Here is a 21594-nt window from a genome sequence, read left to right on the forward strand (position 1 = left end):
CTTTCTGAGGAACCCTCCCCAGCGCGTAGCCGGGGAGGGTTCGAGTCACTTGCCGAGGATTGCCTTGAGTTCATCCAGAAGGTGCTGGATGCGGGTGCGCTTCACGACGATCTCGTCGTCGTTCGGTTCAGGTACCACAGGAGCCTGAGTCAGCGCGATCTCGCGAGCGCGCACGACGATCTCGTCGAGGTTCATCGACGGTCCGGGGCACGCAGTCGCGTTGACGCCTGCCTCGTTATGTCCGATGACGTGCGTCCGGTCGAGCGGGAGATCGACCGTGAAGCCGTCGATCGTCTTACCGTGGTAGTTCATGTGGAACCAGGCCACGATCTGCGCGATCGACTCGTGCGACGCCTCGGAGATGCCCCATGACGGAGCGGCGCTCGTGTTCTGCGTCTCGACGGACACGCTGCGCGTGTTCGCCGATCCGGTTGCACTCGGGCGCTTCGCCGGGTCGATCATCTCGATGACGTTGCCGTTGGATTCCACATACCACGTCGGGCACGACGATCGGGAGTTCTTCGTCTTGAAGAACGCTTCCTCTGAGTTGAGGTTCGTCGTGTGGTGGATGATGAAGCGGTCGATGACCGATCCTGCATCGCGATCGCTCGACAGTGGCACGTTCCATCCGCGCGATGCCTTCGGGTAGCGAGGCGTGCGAGGTGTTGCCGTCGGTGTCGGGGTAGTTGGCTTGGGGGTCGTAGGCAGGGTCACCTTCGTGAACTTCTTGCCTGCGTTCAGGAACTCCTGGAGCTTCCGAACCGTCTCAGGCCCGGTCTCACCATCGACCGTTGCGCCGACAGCAACCTGGAGTGCTCGACGCGTCTGCGGTCCGATCTCTCCGTCCACCGTGACGCCGAGCGCCTTCTGGAGCGCGCTGTAGGTCTGAGGACCAAGCTCTCCGTCCTGCGTGACACCGAGTACCTTCTGGAGAGCCTTCGTTGTCGCTGGACCCCAGTCACCGTCCACGGTGAGCTTGCCGGTCGCGGGCTTCGAAGCCACGACGAACTTGCCGCCGACGTTGAGGTAGAACTGGAGTCCTCGAATCGTCTGCGGTCCGAGGTCGCCGTCCGCGTGCTTCGCGCCGAGAAGGAAGACCTGCATGGCACGGATGGTCGCTGGTCCGACCTCGCCGTCGATGTCGATGCGGTGTCCGGCAGCCACGAGCTTCGTCTGGAGAGCACGGATCGTGATCGGACCCATCTCGCCGTCTGCATTGACACCGAGTGCGGTCTGGAGAGCGCGAGTTGTCGCCGCGCCCCACTCGCCGTCTTCGATGAGCTTGCCGTTCGCGTCGGTGCCGCTGTTGAACGATCCACGCTTCTCGTAGTGCCAGCCCTCACGGGGCGAGAAGTAATGCCCCGCGTTCGTGAAGCCCCAACGTCCGCAGTTCGCCGCGAGCCAGTTCGAGCGCTTGCTGCCGATGACGGTGACGCCTGCATCAGAGCCGCTGTCGCGAAGGTCGAGTGCGATCGGTCCGATCGGTCCGAACTCTTCGTGGTTCGACTGACCGGGCTTCGCAGCGAGATTGAATCCCGGTCGGCGGTTGATCCATCCGTCGTAGAGGTACTGCTGCTCGGCGCGCGTGCGCGTGCCGGAAGAGACGATCAGGTCGAGCCCGAAGACTCGCTTGAACTCCGCCGCCATCGCGTCGAATGCAGCGGCGACAGAGATCTCGATGCGCTGACCGTTTCGGGTCGTGTAGTTGTATGCCACGGCGACCTCCTGGTCGTAGTTGAGTTGGATTCCCCGCGCGGCGGAGCATCGCGGCCAGAGCAGCCACACACGAGGCGTCCGCGGATCGACGCCGCGCGGGGAAGTTGAAGTGAGTGCCGCATTCCTACATGACGAGGTCGGGGTCTTGAGCCCGGTGCGGCGTATCGTTGTTGTCGTGAGCGACGTCGGTGTCTGCCCTCAGTGCAGAGAAGTCCTGCTGTCCGTCAGGGAGACGGAGGCGGGACTGATGCTCGCGTGCGACGAATGTCTGTACGTCGAATGGATGAACGAGCCGCCGAGCGATCCGGATGCACTGCGCGACATGCCGGGATGGTCAACGGACGACCCGAAGCCGCAAACGTTTTGAACCTGACAGACCTTTGAGAGCCATCCCCGGCGGTACTGAGCCTCGGAGTCGAAGGGGGTCTACCCCCACCCTCTGAGTCGCGACCCGCCGCCGCCCCGCCACCCGTTTCGATCAACGAGATGAAGACCAAGAAGACGGTTCGTTCGCGACGGTTTCGCGTGAGTGACATGGAGCACAAAGTCCACGACCTCGCGATGGATCGTTCGGGTCAAGGTGCAGGTCGGTCAGGTCACGACGTGAGAGTGGGTGGTGGTCAGCGACCGTTGCTTCGGTGACGTCGCACAACACGCAGATCGGATCACGCGCGAGCACCGCGTTGCGAAAGCCACGATGACCGGCACCCCCATACCCCCTGTCCCCTGAGGTACCTCGGGAGAGGTCAGCTTGCCTGCGGTGTTCGGTGCATCGTGTTCCTTCGGATGCGTCGAAGATTTCAGGGCAAAGATCGACGGTGCAGACCCGCATCGCCATGACGCCCCCTCGGATGCCCCCGGTGTTCGAGCACCCCGGCATGGAGTGACCCCGATGTCCGGTGACCCCCGGTAGTAGGTGAACCCCGCGCGACGGAGACGACGGGGCGATGGGAACGCCCAGACTCAGAAGTGACAGCACACACCAGAAGGTGTCGCCTGCGACGACGCGCGGGGGAAGGAGGGTGTAACCCTCCCTATCTACTCTTGGCCGAGGTTTCCCCGAAAGTGCACAACTTTCTTGAAAAAGTTTTCTGGAGCTACAGGAGGATGCCCTTGCGGGTGAAGTAAGACCACGATCCGAGCGGCTTCTCAGAGAGATAGATCGGCTCGTCCGGAACCGGAACGCGCTCCAATCCACGCAGGTTCGGGTGCTTGGTGAGGACGTCCCGGTAGACGCGCTTGAGGATCAGGGTGTGACGCAGCAAGTACTTCGAGCGATCAGTCATCCTCGACAGATCGATGGCAGCAATCTCCGCATCCCGTTCGCGCTTCGGTTCAAAGAGGCGATCACAATATCGGAAGATCGAATACATGCTGTTGACCGTCTCGGTCGGTTGGTCACCGGCGAAGACTGGATGCATCCTGCTCTCGCTCATCGCATCATCATGGTCGATCACCTCAGACACGACGTGATGTCGATCGCGTTCGAGAGTTCATCGACAGTCGGAGCGGTGGGATCAGCGATGCCGGTCACGAGGAAGAGCCGACTGACTGGAACGGTCGCGGCAGCGAGGTCGGGCGCGACAGCGCATATAGGGCCGCTCGCTGCGCTCGCGTGTGTGTCGTCTCGTTGATCGTGTCGGTGGTCGTTCCGTTGCATGGGTTCGTTCCTTGTTCGTGAAGCTCCGGATGCAGTTGGCTGTGGACGTGAGGTGTGTTGTGCTTCTTGGTCTACGTCTGCTGTGATCTCCGTTGTCGTCCGTCGTGTTCGCTTCTTGTTGCCGTCGTGATTCCCCGTTTGGGGCGACGGGTGCAATGCGGGAACCGGTCTCGGGCGAATCTCGGGGCATATGCGGCGGGCTCTTGATGGACCTGAACCCGCCGCACGATCGCGTCAGGAGCGCTGACCTCGCGCGCTCGGCGGGATGACCTTGTCGTCTTCGGGGGAGAGGTCGATCTTCACCCTGCGGGCCGGTTCGCGCACGTCTTCTCGGTACATGAACGACACCGATGAGAACGGCTCCGCCTTGTCCGACTGCGGCTCGAAGGTGAAGTCGAACGCGCGGTTGAATGCGTAGCCGTATGCGTCGAGGAGCGCGTAGACGAGTTTGAAGAACGGGTGGACGCTGGACATTAGGCTGCTCCGAAGTGAGTCGTGCTGCGCTGCTGCGCGGCGGTGATGCGGTCCCAAGGTGCGGTGATGATTCGGCGGCTCTGCGGGTTGTAACCTTCGGACTCCGACACCTCGAAGTAGAGCGCGCTCGGTGCTGCGGTTGCCTGTCCGTTGATCTGCTCGAACCACGAACTGCCGCCATCCAGCGAGCCCGCCTGCTGCCACCACGTCGGGCGTCCGGTGCGTGCAGTCCCGACCATTCCCTCGGTGGGGTTGTGCAGGTGTCCCGTGATGAGCACTTCAACGCCAGCCACCGGTGAGTGAAAGTTCGAGCACTGCTTCGCGTACCAGCCAGCGGCTCCACCGCGCAGCTTGTGACCGTGGGTCATGCCTAGCGCAACGCCGTGCGATCCGACTTCGATGCGCACGCTCTCGTCGAAGTCGTCGGGGATCGCGATCTGGAATCGGTCGTCGAGTCCGCGGAGCCCTGCGTAAATCTCCATCTGCTTCGCGACGTGAATTCCCCAGTCGTCGCTGCTGCGTCCGAGGTCGCCGCCTCGACGCCACTTCGAGTGGTTGGAGGACACCGATGAGTAGCACACAAGAGGTGCGACTCGGAGCGCTGTCTCGACGAAGCGCCACTGCATTGCGGCCGCGACTTCGACCTGCTTCATCGGCGAGGCGATGTCATTTTGTACCAGCGTGTTGAGACCACCGGCGGACCATTCGCCCTCAACCAGATCACCGGGCTCGGCGACGATCGCACCGGCGAGATCGCGAGAACCTGCGTGAGCCTCGAACCACTGCCTGACGTACTCGGCACGGTCGAGAAGTTCTTGCGTGCCGCCGCGTCGGTCAACCTTTCCGACCTGTGCATCGGACACGACGAGCACGCCGTAGGTGTCACTCGAAGACGTCACGCCGGTGTACGCGGTGACGCCAGCCTCGGCCAGAGCGAAAGCTCCGCTGAGGTCGAACTCGACGTCGTCGCGGATGCTCTCGATGTGGAACTTGTGCGCGGTGTTCCAGATCGTCTCGACCTCGCCGGACTCCTTGTTCCAACGCGAGGTTGTCCACCGGGACATGGACGCTTCGCCGACGATGCGAACGCGCTCCGGGTCGAGACCGTGAAACGTCAGCATCGACTCCAGGTCGGTAGGAAGCGGCTTGTCGTCGCCCTGAGTGGTGACGGTGAGGTGACCTTGTCCGGTGAGGAGGTCGAACTCGATGTCGCTGCCGCGCCGGTCTGCTTCACGCTCTGCAGCACGGCGCTCATTGCGCGATTCCTGCGTACCCCGATTGTTACCCACGCCGTAGTGACGACGCCACGTCGAGATCGAGGACGCTCCGATCGAGGCGGGGGAGACGAGTTCGCTGATCTTCTCGGCAGCCTTCGCGCGGGTCAGATCGAGGTTGCCAGCGATCTCGCGGATGTGAGCGGCGAGTTCAGGGCGATCCTCGCAGAGGAGGTCAACTTTGGGTCGGTTGCTGCGTCGGATTCGGGATGCTACTGATGATGCTTCGCGAGAGGACATGACGGAAACCTTTCGATGGTGAGGTCGGACTCCGCCGGTGTGTGCGTGTGTGTGTCCTACGGGTATTCGAGAGAGGGAAGCTCTGTGGTGAGACTGCGGTGAGATTCGAGACTTAGCCAGGTATCCGTCGAGCTTCCCTCTACCTTCTCTTGGCCGAGAAACGCTCAGAAGTGCACAGCAATCTCGAAATCATTCCGTCAGGAGTTCGACAGCGCGGTGCGCCATCCACGGATCGCAGGTGTCGATGTACCCGCCTGCGATGTCTGGGAAATAGGCGAGTGCGACGCACTCAGCGTGCGCCTCCAGTGACGACAAGGGCGCTCCGTCGCGGTCCGTCGTAGTTCCGTAGCCAGCGTCATCGAGTGCAGCCTCGGCAGCCTCAAAAGAGCCCCAGCGGAGCGCCTGGGCGACGTGTGCTGTTTCATGCGCGACGATGTAGCGATCCTCCGGGGTGTCCATCGTTGGGTCGCCCCACGCAGAGAACGCAGTCACGTCGAAGATGATCGTTCGCGGCATCGAATAGAACACACACGCGGCGGCGAACTCACCACACGTCTCTTCGTCGGAGAGAACGAAGCTGACCCCAAGCTCTGATGCGTTCGGGATCATCTTTTCGATCTCGCGCTGAATGAGTTCGGGCTGCGTCGGTGTTCGGATGGCGACGAGCGGTTCGATGTCGAAGGGAACCGCTGTGGCGCGATCTGAGAGCCCGTCCGTGTGCCCGGTAGCGGTTGCTCCACCGAGCACGAACAGCGCAGTGAGAGCGACGCTGGCGGCTGCTCCGATGACCTTACGAGCGTGCATCGTCGTCCTCCTTCGGGTGTCCACCGCGCACCCACTCCTCGACGCGGCGCTCGACGTCCCGGAGGATCGCGTCCACGTACTTGTCGCTTTCGTCCCCGAGGTCTGAGAGCGCTTCGATGCGGAGGATCAAGCGCTGGACATCAGGAGCGGTGCCGTGAGGGAAGACCGAGTCCTTGACCTCGCGGCGTGCGAGAAGCACGAGCGCAAGGTGGCGCTCGTGCTCAGGGATCGGAAGAAGTCGCTCGCGCTCCTCGAATCCAAACGTGCCGTCTTCGTGCGCGACCTCCACTTCGATGGTCGTCGGGACGGAGGTACGTGCAAGATCACTCAGCGCGAGGTTGCCCGATACAACGGCATCCGCGATGTACGAGTACCACCTGCTGATCTCCAGGATTGTCTCGCTCGCGGGGAGCCTGCGCGGATCGCGAGTACCGCTGACGCGCTCACCGGTACCGCGAACGGGCGGGTGTGCGAGCAGGTTGCTGATGTTCTGGTGCAGCGCGATCGCTCGCGCGCGAAGTTCGTATCCCATATCCTCTCTTGGCCGAGAAACGCTCAGAAGTGCACAGCAACCTGTCCGATCGGGCTGTTTCACGAAATTTCACCGGAATTTCAAGTGTGTTGAAACAGCGAAAACCGCGGAATCACGCGGCAAAACGGGGTGTCAGGACACGGAATTTCAGAATTTCACGATCCGGGAGGTACAGACACATATATATAGAGAGAGAAGTTACGAACACGATTAGAGGGGGCTTAGAGGAGTGAGTGAGAGAGAAAAACTCTGTCTCGTATAGAGAGACCCTTATATACGTGAAATTCTGAAACAGATGTATGTATATACCTGTTTTGCCCCGTCTTTCCGGGATTTTTTGGACTTTTCAGGTTTGAAATTCTCTTGCAACGATCGGTCGAAACGCTGAAACAGCACCCCTCAATCCTGAAATTCTGTGCACTTCGGAGCGTTTCTCGGCCAAGAGAGGGTATGGGAGACAACAAGCAGCAGCCACAGCGCACCTACCTCATCGACACCACCCCGACGCACGTCAACCGCCGCGAAGGGGCAACCTACCTCGCCGATCGGGCGATCGACGACGAGATCGCAGCCGCTCGCGGGTACCGATTCATCAGTCAGGGAAACCACGGTGACCCCATCGCAGCGAAGTCCGGCATCGGCTCGAAGTACTTCGAGGATGGTGGATCAGCCATCGCGATTCCGCTGTACGCGCTTCCCGAGCATGACGAGCGCGCAGGGGAAACGGCAGAGCCCAATCTCGTCCAGTTCCGCGTCGAAGACCCCGATTCTCTTCCGGGGTCGCTGTCCGGACGCCGCTTCCTTCTCCCGAAGGGCGCGGAGCGAGGCGACAGCCCTCGGCGCAACCCTCTCGACGTCAACCCATTCCCGACTAACCTCGCGTACGTCCGCGACGTCGGCGTCCCGCTCTTCATCACGGAGGGGGCGCCTAAGGGTGACGCCGTCATCTCCGCGTCGCAGCGCGAGGGCGTTGCGGTCGGAGTGGCAACCGTCACCGGCGTCGATATGCCGGTGCTCGGTGGCGAGGGTGGCGACGCGGACGGACTGCACCCGCGCACGATCGGGTCGAACATCTGGCGTCCCCTGCTCAAGCACCGCGTGGTGATCCTTGGGTTCGACGCCGACATGTGGACCAAACCCCAGGTCGCGTCGGCCCTGCGCAAGCTCGCCGTTCTGCTCACTGAGCAGCGCAACACGGAGGTTCGCGTTCTGGTCCTCGACCCCGCTGGACCGAAGGGCGTCGATGACTACCTCCGATGGGCAGAGAGCAAGGGCGAGCGCAAGCCGCTCTCGAAGCTGCTCCGTGCTGCGAAGCGGTTCGATCTGGTGGAGAAGGATCTGATCCGCCGTGGCGTGCTGAGCCCGCGCCCGAAGCCGCGCCCGCTCGCCGATATCGATCTCGACCGCGCGAAGGAGCAGTGGTTCTCCGACCTCGACGACGAGGTGTCCGACGAGATCGTCTGGTCCCTCGACCTCGCGGGCAACAGCGTTCTCCGCGCGCGCTCCGACGCCGCCAAGGACGCCCTCGGCGGATGGCACCTCTACCCCGAGGACGGCATCCGTGAGTTCGTGTGCTACGGCGACGAGCCGGAGGCGAAGCGCATCGTCGCGGCGCTCGCAACGTCGGACCTTGACCGCTTCGACCGAGGTGATCTCCTCGCGCACGACCGCGACGACCTGCTCGCAGAGTTGAGCATCGGCTCGTCGGTGGACCTCGACGTCATCGACCGCGGAGCGACCCTTGAGCACGCGATCAAGGAGGTACGCGGAGGGCGCGCCCCCGGCTTCTCGTTCCTGCTCGACTCTGACGGGCGAACCGAACTGCGGGCCGAGGTGGCGAGCAAGGAGAGCGCTCACGGAATCTGGGAGGTCACCTATAACAACGAGGGTGTGCCCGTCGGACGAAAGCGACTGCTCCCGTACGTTCCCGTGCAAGGCGGAGAACTCTTCTACCGCCAGGTGGACTTCAACAACAGGTACCTAGATGACGAGGAGCGAACCGGATTCTCTATCCGCGCCGTCTTCGCAGGTGGTCACGTCCGCGTAGCACGAGGCGTTCCCGTGGCGGCCACGACGTCGGCAGTCTCCGCCGTCACCGCGTTCCGTAAGGCTGGTATTCGAGTGCAGAGCCCTGTTGGCTTCGATGAGCGCGAGGCTTTCGAACGCTGCCTGAACCTCGTTGGCTTCGACGAGGCGACGGCGGGCGCGATGTACTCCCGCCTCGGGTACGTGAACGCGGCCGGTCGGGGAGAGTCCAGGAACTACGTCTACGCGACGCTCAGCGGAGGGATCGACGCCGAGGGCATCCGTGAGGACGTGATCGCATCGAACAAGCCCGACGTGCGAAAGCGCGGCGCAGGACTCAGTGACTGGACCCGTCGAGTGGAGTTCACTAGGTTCGCGACCGACAAGGAGTTGGCGGAACTGCCGCGCATCATCGCGGAGTTCATCGCATGCGCACCCGTCGAGATCACCCTTCCGGTGGCGGCTCAAATGCTCGGCTCGCTGTTCCCGCGAGGGAAGCAGAACCCGTCCATCTTCGTTTACGGACTCCCGAAATCCAACAAGACGGGTGTCGTTTCGGCATTCGCTTCGGCGTTCGTGGACTGGCGTGGGGAGCGCGAGGAACACCGGTCAGCATCGGTGTTCAGCGACTCGAAGGCCGCTGTCGGAAACCTCGGTGCGTTCGCGGGGCACCTCCCGTTTATCGTTGACGACCTCGTCGAAACGAAAGACCCGGCGCAGATCGAAGCTCAAGCTGCCCTCGTGGATGCCGCGATCACTGCGGCATACGAAGGTGTGTCGGGCGGTCGAGCCGAGATCGATGGATCGCTTCGCGATAACGTCCCTCACGTCGAATCCCCGATCTTCACCGCTGAAACGCGTGACCCGATCGCTAACTCCCGGCAGTCCCGCGCGATCATGTGCGAGGTCGAGAAAGGTGACGTGGACCTCCAAGCCCTCGACGCATGGCGTGACGCGTGGATCGCGACGGGGAAGCTGAACCGCATCATGGCTTCGATCATCCGCGTTGTCATCCGGGAGATGAACGAACTCGGTGACCTCGCCGGACACGCCGACACCGCGATCGGACCCCTCCCTCTGAATGGTTCCACGGACACCCTGCGACGCCTGAACGGATGGGACGACAGCCGTGAGGCAAACAACGTCGCCCGTCTGCTGGCGGGGCTCTGGCACGCTCTGAACGCGGGCTTCATGGCGATCAGTGAGGATGAGAAGGCGCTGCGCGAGTCGTATGTCGAAGCTCAGAAACCGCTCAACAGTAGGTTGCTCTTCGGTGAGTCGGCGAGCGCTCTCGTCGCATCCCAGCGGGAATCGATCGTCGCGATGAACCCTGCCCGCGGATTCCTGGATCACGTCGCTGAGTTGATTGCGGGTGGCGGGGCGTACCTACTGGACCCGGCCGGCGATATCCCCCGCGGGGCTGACCGGTACGGATATCGACGTCACACCTTCCGTGGCGAGACGACCTGGCAGACGCGCGGCAACGCGATCGAGGCGGGTCGTCTGTCGAAGGACGGCGAGTGCGTATTCCTGCACGCCTCGTTCGTCCGCCGGGTGCGAGAGCAGCTTTTCGGTAAGACGATGAGCACTGAGAGCTTCGACGAAGCGATGAATGAGTTCATGCCTGAGAAGTTCCAAGGTAAGGGCGGACAGATGACCTCTGGGGTCATCCTCCAAGACGACAGGAAGCGCAACCTGGCCCTCCGCGGGCACGTCATCTTCCTGGAAGCCTTCGGGCTCGAACCGGAGGGCGATGCGAAGTACGCCCCGAGGACCGAAAAGCCGGAGTGACCCGTGGAGAAGCCCCTGACTTTTGTGGATAACTCTAATACTCATCTTGAGTATTAGAAATCTTCTCTGGTCAGGGGTTTCTTTCAGCTCACTCACAGGAATGGTGTGACATACTGGTGTTGTTGTCGAAGCCATAGACGAAAGTCGAAGGCACTGCCAGACAGCAGAGTCCCCAGAAGGGGAATGAGGAAGCAACCGCTCCGACGGGTAGGCACCGGATTAGTAGTCCAGCTACGGCTGGGCTCGTCCGAATGGTTGCTTCCCTTTGTCTGGATTCATCGGTCGTTCTGACCTCACAGCACTCTCTCCTTCACTTCTCTCTGACCGAGACCTCGTCGTCCGGGTTCAGTCCGATCCTCAGGACCAGCGCGCATGGCGCGAGGTCTACAAGCGCACGCAGGACTCGATCCGCTCAGCGGTCTATCGCCGCCTAGGCGCTCACGCATCCAGCGAGGACGCTCAGGACGCGATCTCGATGTCGCATATCGAGGTTCGACGTCGGCTCCTCGGCGCGAAGGTCATCGGTGACCGCGAGGTCATCGGGCACCACGTACAGCCCGATGCCGAGACATTCTGTAACTGCGACGAGCACGTCCTCGGCACTGATGGTGACGACGGGTGCACCGATCTCCGCCTCCCGTCGTTCGCCGCGAAGGTAGGCGCACCGGTTGGAGTCCGCGAGGTTCGCCGTCAGGCATACGGACCGGACTACGAGACGATCATCGCCCCGGCCCTCAAGCTCCGCGGACTCGTCTCCGAGGGATTCACCCACGACGATGCCTGCCGCACAATCGGTATCAGCGCCGAGCGCGGTCACGATGTCCTCGCCGACCTCAACTCGAAGCCGATCCTGGTAGGTCCGGAGACCATCCCGGACATCTCTGAGTCGGAGTCCCCGAGCGCGGAGGACGTCCTCGAAAACCACCCTGAGCAGATGCTCGCGACGGTCGAGCGGCTGTTCCCCGACAAGAGCCTGCGCAAGTACGTCGTGGTCCTAGCCGGTAGCCGCCAGTACATCGGCGACAGCATCGACGTCCGGGAAGCGCAGGACGCCTGCGGCATCGACCGGGCGGAGCACCGCCGCCGCAAGATCGCCGTCATCCGTTCCGTGCGTCGTGCCCTCGAACTCGAATCCGACAGCGCGGCCCGTGCCGCCGCACCACAGGTGCTCGCAGTCCTCCGTGGGGAGGCAGTGGCATGATCCGCCCCGCCGTCTCTCTCGACACCGCCGCCCGCGCTCTGCGAGTCCGCCCGAACACCCTGCGCCGCTGGGTATGCCGCGGACTCATCACCAGCCGCCTCGACGAGCGCGGTGAGACCTTCCGCGTCGCAGACCTCCGCAGCTTCCCGAAGCCGCTCACCGTGTTCGGAGGTGAGCGCTGATGGGCATCATCAGGTACCCCGGCGGAAAGGACCGCCACCTCCGATTCCTCCGCCCTCTCGTACACGAGCGCGCAACGCGCTCCGGAGCGATCTGCGAGCCGTTCGCCGGGATGGCGGCGGTTACCCTCGATGTCCTCAAGCACGGACTCGTTGAGCATTACTGGATCAACGACTTCGACCCGTCGGTCGCAGCCTTCTGGACGACCGTGCGGGACGAGCCAGAAGCTCTGATCTTGGCGATCGGGAACTACACCCCGACGGTGGACGACTTCTACGAGTTCAAGTCCGACCCCGGCACCGGAACCTTCGAGCGCGCATTCCGCAAGGTGGTCATCCAGCAGGTGTCGTACTCCGGTCTCGGCGCGAAGGCTGGTGGACCTCTCGGCGGACGCGATCAGAAGAGTGCCTACACCGTGGACTGCCGCTGGCGTCCAGAGCGCCTGGCGAAAGGCATCCGCACCGCGAGCGCGCTCCTCAACTCCGTGCCTGGCGTAATCTCGTCGGACTCGTTCGAGGACATGCTGCCGCCCGCCCTCGACGTCGGGGACACCGTCTACCTCGACCCGCCGTACGTCGCGGCTGGTCCGGACCTCTACGTCCACGGGTCGATCAATCACGAGGCGCTGGCGAGCATCCTACGCGAGTCCGCGAATGAGGACTGGGTTCTCAGTTACGACTTCGCACCCGAAGTGCAGTCGATGTACTCCTGGGCCGACGTCGAGCCCGTCTCGGTAGCCAGCGGGGTAGCCAACGGCAAGGTCACAGACGCGCTGATCCTCCCGAGAGTGGGGGTGCTCGTATGACCGCGCCGATCGTCGTCAACCAGCAATCCGCCGCCGCGATGCTCTCTGTCTCGACGAAGACGGTGAAGCGCTGGACGGATAACGGAACGATCCCATCGGTGACCCTCGGCGGGCTTGTCCGCTACCGCGTCGCCGACCTCGAATCTCTCGTCGCATCCGCGTCGAGCAACCAGGGCTGAGCAGCCCAACACACAAAGGAAACATAGAAATGAAGAGCAGCAGCTTCGACGAGATCGTCTCAGAGATTGAACTCCGCGATCCGCGCGAGTGGGTCCGCAGCCGGTTCGGTAAGTACACCCCGATCCTCCCGGTGACCCCAGTGCTCGGACGAGGGGACACCTACCTCGCCGAGATCGCCCACCCCGGCTTCGCCTACGCAGTCGCGCAGTCCGGTACGCGGGCCTACAGGAACGTCGAGACGGGCGAAGTGCTCGTCGGCGGTCGCGTCCCGAACATCGTCCCGGTTCTCGATGCGGACGGCGAGGTCACCGAGGTTCGTCTGGTGCTGAACGGACGCGAGACCCGCCTCACCGAGTTCGACGGTGAGATCACCGACTCCTACGAGCCCGACGGCGAGAGCCGCGAGCGCACCCTGCACGCCTGACGACCGCCCGCCGACCCCTCACAGTCCGGGCGGCGGGCACGACCTCACACACGAGGCAGACCCAGATAAAGAAAATGGACACCATGTCAAAACGAATCTCTCGCGTTCGCCACGTCTTCCTGGTGCCGGAGGAAGACCTCAATGTCTTCCTGTCAGCCACCCCGACGGATCGAGCAGCAGGCATTGCCATCGAGCGGTTGTCCGCCATCGCGTCAACGCCGGGACGCCGAAGCCGCCGCGAGCGCGCGCTCATCGAGGTGTACACCGACGTCGCCAACAACGGAAACGGCTGGCACGTCTGGAATGCGATCCGCGACTACGCGCAACTGCTGGACCAGTGGCGTGGAGAGAACTGACGGACGCCGACCATGATGACCAAAAGGAGCCGTTTCATGACAGCACTCATCGTCTTCACCGACAAGTCGTTCCCTCGCGACAGCAGCGGGGAACCCGACCTGCTCCGCGCGGCAGACTATATCGCCGAGCGCGGTGGCGGGGACGCGGCTGTGGTCTTGATCGCCGACAACTACCCCGGTCTCCGGGATGAAGCTCTGCTCGACGCGACGTCCGGGTACGAGCGAATCTACCTGAGCACTACTCGCCAGATGAACAACTCGTACGAGGTCGCCCTCTCGCTCTGGCTCCACCGCCGGGGCTTTGAGCCAGCCGAGGTCATCTTTTATGGGAAGGGGCTATGGGCATGAGCGAAGAGAAGAAGCCTAAGCCGAAGAAGCGTCGCGCTCGCGGAACCGGCGGCGCGTACCAGGTAGCTCGCGGAAAGTGGCGAGCGTTCAAGGAGTTACCTAACGAGGATGGATCGAAGAGCCGTCGCTGGGTCAGCGGTACGTCACGGGCCGACGTCGAAGCGAAGCTCGAACTGCTCGTGCCGGTCGATTGGGCTGCGGTGCGCGCGGCGGAAGACGAAGCCGCGGCGATCGCAGAGCAGGAGGATCGTGAGCGCCGTCGTCGTGAGTTCGAGACCGTCGATGCTGCGGCGACTCAGTACATCGCCAGCGCCGGGAAGCTCAGCGTCAAAACGCGCTCGCAGTACGAGTGGCTGCGCAACCGGCACCTGGGCGATCTCGCATCGATGCACGCATCCGAGGTGACGGTCTCTGACATACAGCGCCGGTACCAGGAGATGCGCGACGCCGGGCTGAGCGACAGTGCGGTGTCCGCATTGCACGCCCTCCTCAAGAAGAGCTTCGACATCGCGAAGCCATACGCTATGCACAACCCGGCCAGAGATGTCTCCCTGCCCAAGAAGGAGGTCCGGCGAAACGATCAGGGGGTAGACGACGAAGGACTCGTGAGGCTCCAGGAGGCACTGACCGACGATCCTCTCCGCGCATCGTGGGAGCTTGCGCTCCGACTCGGCATCCGACCCAGCGAGCGTCTGGGGCTCACCTGGGATCGTATTGATCTCGATGGTGGACGCCTCCACATCCGAGGGCAGCAGCAGCGCGTCGCTCTGAAACTCGACGACGGAAAGCCGCTCGGTGATGTGTACTTGCCGTGGCCGAAGACGGCGCGCGGAGATCGTGTCATCGGTCTTCCTGACGACATCGCGGAACTGCTCCGCACCTACTACAAGGACACTCGACAGGAGGTGTACGACCGGGATGTCGCGGGGGAGTTCGAAGCGCAGCAGCAGCGTCAGCGCGAGCGAATCGATCGAGCGGTACGGTCCGGCATCGTTCCGGGCGGCGCGAAGAACACCCCTCACCCGCTGCCCGACAACCTCGTGTTCCTCCGCCCACCCGGACCCCGACGGGAGATCGTCGGCGCTCCTCTCGACCACTCATCGGACCAGCGTCTGTGGAAGGCACTAGTCAAGCGGGCGGGTCTGCCCGAGATGGCTAGATACGGCGCTCGTCACGGCGTCGCGACCAGAGCGTTCCAGAGGATCGGCACGGGGGAGGGGTCGGCTCTAAAGGTCTCCGAAATCCTCGGACACCACAGCCCAGCGTTCACACTCCGCACCTACGTCGGAGCCCTCGACAGCATCACCGACGAGTTCGGCAAGACTCTGTAACGACGACTCACAAAGCCCCCGGTTCGCGCCGGGGGCTTTGTCGTGCACAAAGCGACTTACAGTGCGGTCTAACCGCAGCTTCACGACGACCCTAAGTCGGTGGTCATCCTAGGGGTGACCACCGACATTTCCCCGGCCCTCCCGCGGAATCCTGCGGCTTGTCCCCTCCAGTCCGCCTCAGTCACGATCACGATCTGACTGTAAATCAGCCTGCATCGCATTCGGGGGTTCGAATCCCTCACTTGCCACCACGACAAAAAGCCCCGCATCTGATGCGGGGCTTTTGCGTTGCCTCGGAGGATCTGTTCGTAGACTGGGGCGATGCGTGCGCTCACCGAGACCGATGTCCGGGCATCCTTCGTCAATGCGACGGAGGAGGAGCTCGAGACGATGGAGATGCCGCACGATTTCTTCTTCATCGACTGGGACTTCCGCGACTTCTTCGCCTGGCGGGATCCCGTCTTCGGCAAGCGCGGGTATGTGATCGTCGAGACGGCGGCGAGGGCCGTCGGAATCGTGCTGCGTGCGAGCGAGTCGGGCCGCGCACAGGCGGGTATGTGCAACATCTGCCGCACGATGCAGCCGGGCGCGCAGGTCGCGCTGTTCACCGCGCGTCGCGCCGACAGTGCGGGGAGTCGCGGCGACAGCATCGGAACGCACATGTGCGTCGATCTGTCCTGCCACGACAACGTGCGCCTCGCGCCGCCGCTGGCCCCGAATGAGATCCGGCCCGCGGGCCAGGTCGACATGCGCCTGGACGGCACGCGCCGCCGTATGGAGGCTTTTGTCGCCCGCGTACAGGAGAACCCCGACGTCGCGGACTGAAGCTGGTCTCCGGCGACAGCAGTCATGCTCGATGGCGGAGACGACCGCTTAGGCTGACCGGGTCTGCCCCGCTTCGAAGGAGATGCCATGAGCGAGCCCATCCTGCTGTCCGTCGACGATCACGTCGCACGCCTGACGCTGAATCGTCCGGCCCGGCTCAACGCGTTCAACGCCGATCTGGCCCGGGCATGGCGGGATGCGACGGTCGAGGCGACCTCGCGCGATGATGTGCACGCGATCGTGATCGACGCAGCGGGGCCCTCGTTCTGCGCGGGTGGTGATGTCGTCGAGATGGCGACGACGATGCAATCCGGAAGCCAGCTCACCGAGCTGGCCGGCGTCATCAACGCCGGCATCCGTGCTCTCACCGAATCGGCGATCCCTGTTGTGGCGGCCGCCCACGGCACGACGGTGGGCGGGGGACTGGGCATTCTGCTCTGCTCGGACTACGCGGTGGTCGGTTCGCGCTCGCATCTCGGAAGCCTCTACGCCAACATCGGGCTCACCCCCGACCTGTCGGTATCCGCGCACCTCGCGGCGGCCATCGGCGAGCGGCGCGCACTGCAGCTCGTCCTGCAGGATCGTCTCCTCACGGCGCAGGAGGCTCGGGACTGGGGGCTCGTCGCCGAGGCCGTCGAGGGGGCGGATGCCGGGGCTGAAGCGGATCTCGTCCGAGCCCGCGCCGCGGAGATCGCCCGGTTCTGGTGCGAGGGCGCCGCGGGCGCCTATGGGCAGGCGAAGCGCCTGATCCGTTCCCGCCCGGCCCGAAGCTTCACCGAGCAGCTCGCGGAAGAGGCGCACTCGATCGGTGCGGCCTTCGAGACGCCGGATGCGCGGGCCCGGGTGACGGCATTCGCCGCGGCATCCGCGAAGAAGAAGGCTGAGTGACGAGTTGTTCACAACCGGAACGGCCCACGGCCAGAGGGCGGTGGCTCGTGGCAGGATGAAGGTCACCGCCCGCCGATGAGGAGAAGACCATGGCTGACAGCACGACGCGGCAACCAGAGGGCGCGAACACCTCTCTGCTCATCCGAGGGGCCATCTGGATCGCGATCGGGGCGCTGATCGCCGCAGCGATCGTCTGCGTGGTGTGGGTGCTCGTCGATAACCAGGACGGCATCATCGGCCGGGCGTTCCTCACGATCCTGCTCTTCGTCGCCTTCGCGGGCATCGCCATCCTCGAGGCGGGTCTGTCGAGCAAGCGCCCTGACTGGCTCGCGCTGGCGAGCATGATCACCTGGATCATCGCCCTTCTCGTGGGCGCAGTGAAGATCTGGATGCCGATTCAGTGGTTCGAGGGCGCGGTCGGCTTCACCCGATTCTTCTTCCTACTCCTCGTCGTCGCGATCCTGCAGCTGGCACTGCTGCACGTGCGGCTGTTCACAACCGCGGCGCAGCGCTATGTGACGCTGTTCACCCAGGTCATCCAGTACGTGACGATCGGGCTGCTCATGATCCTCGCGGTGATGCTGATCATCCCGCTCACCTTCACGAGGCTGTTCGAGTACCCCGACATGTACTGGCGGATCGTCGTCGCCCTCGCGATCCTCGTCGCGGTCGGAACCACGCTGATCCCGTTGCTGAACGCGCTGTTCGCACCCAAGCGCCCGTCGGGGTCCATCGGACTGCCGAACCACAGTGCCCCCGCGCCTCAGAGCTTCGCCGGGCAGGGCTATGCACAGCCCGCAGTCATCGAGCAGCCGGTGAACGCGTGGCCAACCTACGCCGATGGCGTCACGCCGTTGCCGGTGCTTCCCGACGGCACCCCGGATGTCAGTGCCTACTACACGGGCTACCCGACGCCCCAGTACTACGGCAACGCGCAGTCCCCTGCGGCTCAGCCGCAGCACCCGGCTCCGGTAGCCGCGGATCCCGTTACCGAACCGCCTGCTCCTCCTGCGCAGACTTCGGCCCCCGGCTCGTTCCCCCCTCCTCCGCCGGCACCGCAGTGAGCGCCGTGGAATACGACGGCGAGCAGCTGCGACTGCTCGCCGCGGATATCGCGCGCGAAGCCGGAGACCTGGCCCGCCGTCGTCGCGCGGAGGGAGTCGCCCTCGCGGCGACGAAGTCGACGGTCGCCGACATCGTCACCGAGGCCGACCGCGAGGTCGAGGCATTGATCCGCTCGCGTCTGGCTGCGGAGCGTCCCGGCGATGGCTTCCTCGGCGAGGAATCGGGAGAAGCCCGCAGCAGCACGGGGGTCACCTGGGTCGTCGACCCGATCGATGGAACCGTGAACTACGCCTACGGGCTCGGTGCTTACAACGTGAGCATCGCTGCCGTGCAGGGCGAACCGCATCCCGACCGGTGGACGGCCCTCGCCGCCGCTGTATGCGCCCCGGCATGGGGAGAGCTGTTCACCGCCGCTCGCGGCGGCGGCTCCTGGCTCGACGGCTCACGGCTCGCCGTCACCCAGGAGACAGCGGCGGGGGCCCTGCTCGCAACGGGCTTCGGCTACGACCCGAGCACGCATGACCCGGATCTCGCCGTGGTGCGCCGTGTCATGCCCCTGGCGCGCGATCTGCGCCGAATGGGGTCTGCGGCGCTGGATCTCGCCTATGTGGCCGCCGGTCGGCTCGACGGCTATTTCGAGCGCGGCCTCCAGCCGTGGGATCACGCCGCCGGCGCTCTGCTCGTGACCGAAGCGGGCGGCCGCGTGCAGCGCTTCGACACCGAGTCTGCGCGACCGATGCTGGTAGCGGCCGGCCCCGAACTCTTCTCACGACTTTCTGCGATTGTGGACAACCACAATTGAGGGTCCGCACATGGCATTCCCAGGAGCAGCCCGGTAGTGTATTTACCTGATCGTTACTTTCGCTGCCCGAACAGCGAACTCCCTTCATGCTGACGAACGACGAGAGATCCGTTTTGCCCTTCGACTCCTCCATGGCTGAGCCTGTGCCCACACGCCGCTCCAGCCGTCGCGCGACCGCGGCTTCCGCGAACCCGACAGGTATCGAAACCGGCTCCGTCGAAGCTCCGCGTGCACCGCTGTCCCGCCGTGAGATGCGCGAGCTGCAGCACGCCGCAGAGCTCGCTGAGCAGCGCACCGCAGCCGCGCTCGCCGCGCAGCAGGCGCCCACCGCGCCCCGAGAGCCCGTCTCGGTCGTCCACGATGTCGCTCAGACGGTTGTGCGTGCGGCAGAGGTTGCTTTCGAGGTCGCAGCGCAGACCGCGCCCGCTCCGGCTCGTGTTGAGACCGTGCCCGCGACAGCAGCCCTGCCGGCCCTCGTCGATGCCGGGTACGAGCCGATGCCCGTCGTCTCGCCTGAAGATTACGGTTCTGTTCTCGTCGAGCCCGCACCGGTGCGCACAGCAGTCGCAGAAGATGCGTTCGTCGCAGCATCCCGTGCCTTCGGCACGGTCGAAGCCGACACGTCGATCTTCTCCGTCGCGAACATGCCGGTCGCACCCGAGGCTCCCCTCGACGAAGAAGAGCGCCCGACCACCCGCGTCGCACTGCGACGCCGCTTGCTGACCCTTGGCGCGACCGTCGGAGTCATGGGCGTCGCCGGCCTCCTCGCCGTATCGATGACGCTTCCCGCTGAGGCCGTGGCAGCCGCTCAGGGTGCACAGCCGGCATCAGCGATGTCGTTGATCACGAATTCCGACGGCACCACGTCGGCGATGTCCGAGGATGAGATTCAGGCGTTCGTCGCCTCGTCCGACCTGCAGAACGACGCCATCCAGCGCTCTGAGGACTTCTCCTCCGAGTCTCTGATCGATCTGGCCGCCGAGCAGGGCATCGCGTTCTCGGATGACCTGTACACGAACGACCCCGATGCGGCCATCCAGTGGCCGTTCAAGGTGGGCGTCGCGATGAGCTCCCCGTACGGAGCCCGTTGGGGCCGCATGCACGAGGGGATCGACCTCGTGCCCGGCGACGGCGCTCCCATTCAGGCGATCGCCGATGGAACGGTTCGCATCGCGACCGAGTCCGGCGGCAACTACGGTGTGACCGTCTACGTCGACCACATTATCGACGGTCAGCTCGTCACGAGCCACTACTCGCACATGCAGTACGGCTCGCTGCGCGTCAGCGCAGGGCAGACGGTCAAGGTCGGCGACATCGTCGGGCTCACCGGAAACACGGGCCGTTCCTACGGTTCGCACCTGCACTTCGAGATCATCATCAATGGTTCGACCATCGATCCGTTGCCCTGGATGCAGAAAAACGCCGGGAGATACGACTACTAGCCGTCTCGTTTTTGAGAATCCGAAAGTTGTTGGTATTCTCGTATAGTTGCCTCGCGGGGCAACAGCGCCCCGATAGCTCAGTGGCAGAGCACTTCCATGGTAAGGAAGGGGTCGTCAGTTCAATCCTGACTCGGGGCTCGCAGCATTCACTTTTTCAGGTGAATCGTCTTGCGGCAGGGTAGCTCAGTTGGTGAGAGCGCACGACTCATAATCGTGAGGTCGCGGGTTCAAGCCCCGCTCCTGCTACAGATGAAAACCCCCGGGATTCCGGGGGTTTTGTCGTATCCGGCGATCGATTTCTCCCACTACGCGAGGTGAAACGCGACGCTTTGGGCCGGTTTGGGGCCGGTTGGCGTGCAATTTGGGGTGTCATTCCTGACCAAGATCGACACCGTACTCGCGAGCCAGCTCATCGAGGGATGTGCTTTCGCCTGCTGCGGATCGTTCGCGAACGAGCGCGGCGATCTTTTCCTCTTCGCGGTGCAGATCATCGAGCCAGGCATCGATCAGTTCGAACTGGATCGGTGCGAAGCCGAAGGCATCGACTCCGACATGAAACTCATGTGAACCGTGCGGACCGAAGTCGTGCTCATGCGTGTGCCCGTGGAGGAGCGGAATCCCCGTGTTGTCGGGGCGGTGGGTACTGTGGCGCTCGACGCCGGTGGTGTCGCCCGCGTAAGGGTAGTGGCACGCGAGGAGTCGGATACCGTGGCGGGTGCCGTCAAGAATCTCCGGGAGCACCGTCCAACCGGCATCTTCGTAGATGGGGCGGAACCGTTCGATCGCGCGCTTGGATTGCGTAGCAGGGGAGACGCGGTCGTGATTGCCGGGGACGAGGAGCCGCGTGCCGTTCAGCTGCGCCGTGAGCGCGACACTGTCATCGATCGGACCCAGTGCGAGATCACCGAGGTGCAGCACAACATCGTCGGGCTTCACGAGCGCGTTCCAGCGTTCGATCATGACAGCGTTCATTTCATCGACCGAGGCGAACGGGCGACCGGCGAGTTCGCTGATCCGTGCGTGTCCGAAATGGTGATCGCTCGTCACGAAGTCAATGGCGTCGAAGTCGAAGGCTTCATCGGTCTCCATGCTCGACTCCGTTCACGTCGTCCTGGCTCTGCTCGTCAACAAGCATCGCATCTGAATCGACGTTGGGGCGTGAGGAACGGATCGGTGACAGGTTGGGTTTAGGCCGCGAGGGTGAGCGGCTCGGTTAGTTTCGCCTCGAACT

At 63.9% G+C, this 21594-nt stretch carries 22 protein-coding genes and 2 tRNA genes; 17 read left to right on the top strand and 7 right to left on the bottom strand.

Features of this window, described 5'->3' with window-relative positions:
* Positions 1-45: 45 nt before the first annotated feature.
* On the bottom strand, positions 46-1716 hold the full coding sequence (locus ACWAUG_RS04355; protein WP_460801498.1) for an N-acetylmuramoyl-L-alanine amidase: 1671 nt from the start codon (positions 1714-1716) through the stop codon (positions 46-48).
* 175 nt (positions 1717-1891) lie between these two features.
* Here ACWAUG_RS04355 and ACWAUG_RS04360 point away from each other — a divergent pair, with 175 nt between their 5' ends.
* Positions 1892-2083 carry a hypothetical protein gene (locus ACWAUG_RS04360; protein ID WP_460801500.1) on the top strand — a complete coding sequence of 64 codons (192 nt, stop codon included), beginning with the start codon at positions 1892-1894 and terminating at the stop codon, positions 2081-2083.
* Positions 2084-2813: 730 nt separating this feature from the next.
* On the opposite strand, the gene ACWAUG_RS04365 is transcribed toward ACWAUG_RS04360, so the two are convergent.
* The 5 genes from ACWAUG_RS04365 to ACWAUG_RS04385 all read right to left on the bottom strand — a co-directional run bounded on the left by ACWAUG_RS04365 (position 2814) and on the right by ACWAUG_RS04385 (position 6700).
* Positions 2814-3182 (bottom strand): hypothetical protein, encoded by a 369-nt coding sequence (locus ACWAUG_RS04365; RefSeq protein ID WP_460801501.1) that lies wholly within the window; start codon positions 3180-3182, stop codon positions 2814-2816.
* Between the two features lie 428 nt (positions 3183-3610).
* The gene (locus ACWAUG_RS04370) at positions 3611-3850 is read right to left on the bottom strand and encodes a hypothetical protein (RefSeq protein ID WP_460801503.1); all 240 of its coding nucleotides are present in this window, start codon (positions 3848-3850) and stop codon (positions 3611-3613) included.
* Positions 3850-5364, bottom strand: coding sequence for a hypothetical protein (locus ACWAUG_RS04375; RefSeq protein ID WP_460801504.1), 1515 nt, complete (start codon positions 5362-5364; stop codon positions 3850-3852). The genes ACWAUG_RS04370 and ACWAUG_RS04375 overlap by 1 nt, the downstream gene beginning before the upstream one ends.
* Positions 5365-5553: 189 nt before the next feature.
* Entirely contained in the window at positions 5554-6168 is a 615-nt protein-coding gene (locus ACWAUG_RS04380) for a hypothetical protein (protein ID WP_460801506.1), read from the bottom strand.
* A complete protein-coding gene (locus ACWAUG_RS04385; protein ID WP_460801507.1) occupies positions 6155-6700 on the bottom strand; it encodes a hypothetical protein in 546 nt (181 codons plus the stop codon). The genes ACWAUG_RS04380 and ACWAUG_RS04385 overlap by 14 nt, the downstream gene beginning before the upstream one ends.
* Before the next feature lie 450 nt (positions 6701-7150).
* Here ACWAUG_RS04385 and ACWAUG_RS04390 point away from each other — a divergent pair, with 450 nt between their 5' ends.
* The 16 genes from ACWAUG_RS04390 to ACWAUG_RS04465 all read left to right on the top strand — a co-directional run bounded on the left by ACWAUG_RS04390 (position 7151) and on the right by ACWAUG_RS04465 (position 20609).
* Positions 7151-10516: a DUF3854 domain-containing protein gene (locus ACWAUG_RS04390; protein WP_460801509.1), complete on the top strand. Its 3366-nt coding sequence runs from the start codon at positions 7151-7153 to the stop codon at positions 10514-10516.
* 475 nt (positions 10517-10991) lie between these two features.
* Positions 10992-11717 (top strand): hypothetical protein, encoded by a 726-nt coding sequence (locus tag ACWAUG_RS04395; protein WP_460801510.1) that lies wholly within the window; start codon positions 10992-10994, stop codon positions 11715-11717.
* Complete coding sequence (locus tag ACWAUG_RS04400) at positions 11714-11899, top strand: hypothetical protein (protein ID WP_460801512.1); 186 nt, start codon at positions 11714-11716, stop codon at positions 11897-11899. The genes ACWAUG_RS04395 and ACWAUG_RS04400 overlap by 4 nt, the downstream gene beginning before the upstream one ends.
* On the top strand, positions 11899-12702 hold the full coding sequence (locus ACWAUG_RS04405; RefSeq protein ID WP_460801514.1) for a DNA adenine methylase: 804 nt from the start codon (positions 11899-11901) through the stop codon (positions 12700-12702). Before ACWAUG_RS04400 ends, ACWAUG_RS04405 begins: the two co-directional genes overlap by 1 nt.
* The gene (locus tag ACWAUG_RS04410) at positions 12699-12881 is read left to right on the top strand and encodes a helix-turn-helix domain-containing protein (protein ID WP_460801515.1); all 183 of its coding nucleotides are present in this window, start codon (positions 12699-12701) and stop codon (positions 12879-12881) included. Before ACWAUG_RS04405 ends, ACWAUG_RS04410 begins: the two co-directional genes overlap by 4 nt.
* 29 nt (positions 12882-12910) lie before the next feature.
* Positions 12911-13306 (top strand): hypothetical protein, encoded by a 396-nt coding sequence (locus tag ACWAUG_RS04415; RefSeq protein ID WP_460801517.1) that lies wholly within the window; start codon positions 12911-12913, stop codon positions 13304-13306.
* An 83-nt stretch (positions 13307-13389) separates the two neighbouring features.
* Positions 13390-13662, top strand: a complete 273-nt coding sequence (locus ACWAUG_RS04420; RefSeq protein WP_460801518.1) for a hypothetical protein — start codon at positions 13390-13392, stop codon at positions 13660-13662.
* A gap of 36 nt (positions 13663-13698) precedes the next feature.
* On the top strand, positions 13699-14010 hold the full coding sequence (locus ACWAUG_RS04425) for a hypothetical protein (protein ID WP_460801519.1): 312 nt from the start codon (positions 13699-13701) through the stop codon (positions 14008-14010).
* Positions 14007-15341 carry a site-specific integrase gene (locus tag ACWAUG_RS04430; RefSeq protein WP_460801521.1) on the top strand — a complete coding sequence of 445 codons (1335 nt, stop codon included), beginning with the start codon at positions 14007-14009 and terminating at the stop codon, positions 15339-15341. Before ACWAUG_RS04425 ends, ACWAUG_RS04430 begins: the two co-directional genes overlap by 4 nt.
* Positions 15342-15662: 321 nt before the next feature.
* Positions 15663-16166, top strand: coding sequence for an FBP domain-containing protein (locus ACWAUG_RS04435; protein ID WP_460801522.1), 504 nt, complete (start codon positions 15663-15665; stop codon positions 16164-16166).
* Between the two features lie 87 nt (positions 16167-16253).
* Positions 16254-17054, top strand: coding sequence for an enoyl-CoA hydratase/isomerase family protein (locus ACWAUG_RS04440; protein ID WP_298038529.1), 801 nt, complete (start codon positions 16254-16256; stop codon positions 17052-17054).
* Positions 17055-17143: 89 nt separating this feature from the next.
* The gene (locus ACWAUG_RS04445) at positions 17144-18118 is read left to right on the top strand and encodes a hypothetical protein (protein ID WP_460801523.1); all 975 of its coding nucleotides are present in this window, start codon (positions 17144-17146) and stop codon (positions 18116-18118) included.
* Positions 18115-18921 (top strand): inositol monophosphatase family protein, encoded by an 807-nt coding sequence (locus ACWAUG_RS04450; protein WP_298038526.1) that lies wholly within the window; start codon positions 18115-18117, stop codon positions 18919-18921. Before ACWAUG_RS04445 ends, ACWAUG_RS04450 begins: the two co-directional genes overlap by 4 nt.
* A gap of 131 nt (positions 18922-19052) precedes the next feature.
* Positions 19053-20363, top strand: a complete 1311-nt coding sequence (locus ACWAUG_RS04455; RefSeq protein ID WP_460801525.1) for a M23 family metallopeptidase — start codon at positions 19053-19055, stop codon at positions 20361-20363.
* A gap of 66 nt (positions 20364-20429) precedes the next feature.
* Positions 20430-20501: transfer RNA gene (locus ACWAUG_RS04460), tRNA-Thr, on the top strand.
* Positions 20502-20535: 34 nt separating this feature from the next.
* A tRNA-Met gene (locus tag ACWAUG_RS04465) sits at positions 20536-20609 on the top strand.
* Positions 20610-20732: 123 nt separating this feature from the next.
* Here ACWAUG_RS04465 and ACWAUG_RS04470 read toward each other — a convergent pair.
* The gene (locus ACWAUG_RS04470) at positions 20733-21452 is read right to left on the bottom strand and encodes a hypothetical protein (RefSeq protein ID WP_460801526.1); all 720 of its coding nucleotides are present in this window, start codon (positions 21450-21452) and stop codon (positions 20733-20735) included.
* Between the last annotated feature and the right edge of the window lie 142 nt (positions 21453-21594).

It is taken from the genome of Microbacterium sp. GXF6406, assembly GCF_054798215.1.

Bases quoted from the DNA above. Each gene is read 5' to 3' on its own strand.
- ACWAUG_RS04455 (WP_460801525.1), top strand. From the start codon at position 19,053: ATGGCTGAGCCTGTGCCCACACGCCGCTCCAGCCGTCGCGCGACCGCG.
- ACWAUG_RS04430 (WP_460801521.1), top strand. From the start codon at position 14,007: ATGAGCGAAGAGAAGAAGCCTAAGCCGAAGAAGCGTCGCGCTCGCGGA.
- ACWAUG_RS04375 (WP_460801504.1), bottom strand. From the start codon at position 5,364: ATGTCCTCTCGCGAAGCATCATCAGTAGCATCCCGAATCCGACGCAGC.
- ACWAUG_RS04420 (WP_460801518.1), top strand. From the start codon at position 13,390: ATGTCAAAACGAATCTCTCGCGTTCGCCACGTCTTCCTGGTGCCGGAG.
- ACWAUG_RS04445 (WP_460801523.1), top strand. From the start codon at position 17,144: ATGGCTGACAGCACGACGCGGCAACCAGAGGGCGCGAACACCTCTCTG.
- ACWAUG_RS04470 (WP_460801526.1), bottom strand. From the start codon at position 21,452: ATGGAGACCGATGAAGCCTTCGACTTCGACGCCATTGACTTCGTGACG.
- ACWAUG_RS04395 (WP_460801510.1), top strand. From the start codon at position 10,992: ATGTCGCATATCGAGGTTCGACGTCGGCTCCTCGGCGCGAAGGTCATC.
- ACWAUG_RS04380 (WP_460801506.1), bottom strand. From the start codon at position 6,168: ATGCACGCTCGTAAGGTCATCGGAGCAGCCGCCAGCGTCGCTCTCACT.
- ACWAUG_RS04435 (WP_460801522.1), top strand. From the start codon at position 15,663: ATGCGTGCGCTCACCGAGACCGATGTCCGGGCATCCTTCGTCAATGCG.
- ACWAUG_RS04405 (WP_460801514.1), top strand. From the start codon at position 11,899: ATGGGCATCATCAGGTACCCCGGCGGAAAGGACCGCCACCTCCGATTC.
- ACWAUG_RS04390 (WP_460801509.1), top strand. From the start codon at position 7,151: ATGGGAGACAACAAGCAGCAGCCACAGCGCACCTACCTCATCGACACC.
- ACWAUG_RS04370 (WP_460801503.1), bottom strand. From the start codon at position 3,850: ATGTCCAGCGTCCACCCGTTCTTCAAACTCGTCTACGCGCTCCTCGAC.
- ACWAUG_RS04415 (WP_460801517.1), top strand. From the start codon at position 12,911: ATGAAGAGCAGCAGCTTCGACGAGATCGTCTCAGAGATTGAACTCCGC.
- ACWAUG_RS04440 (WP_298038529.1), top strand. From the start codon at position 16,254: ATGAGCGAGCCCATCCTGCTGTCCGTCGACGATCACGTCGCACGCCTG.
- ACWAUG_RS04400 (WP_460801512.1), top strand. From the start codon at position 11,714: ATGATCCGCCCCGCCGTCTCTCTCGACACCGCCGCCCGCGCTCTGCGA.
- ACWAUG_RS04385 (WP_460801507.1), bottom strand. From the start codon at position 6,700: ATGGGATACGAACTTCGCGCGCGAGCGATCGCGCTGCACCAGAACATC.
- ACWAUG_RS04410 (WP_460801515.1), top strand. From the start codon at position 12,699: ATGACCGCGCCGATCGTCGTCAACCAGCAATCCGCCGCCGCGATGCTC.
- ACWAUG_RS04425 (WP_460801519.1), top strand. From the start codon at position 13,699: ATGACAGCACTCATCGTCTTCACCGACAAGTCGTTCCCTCGCGACAGC.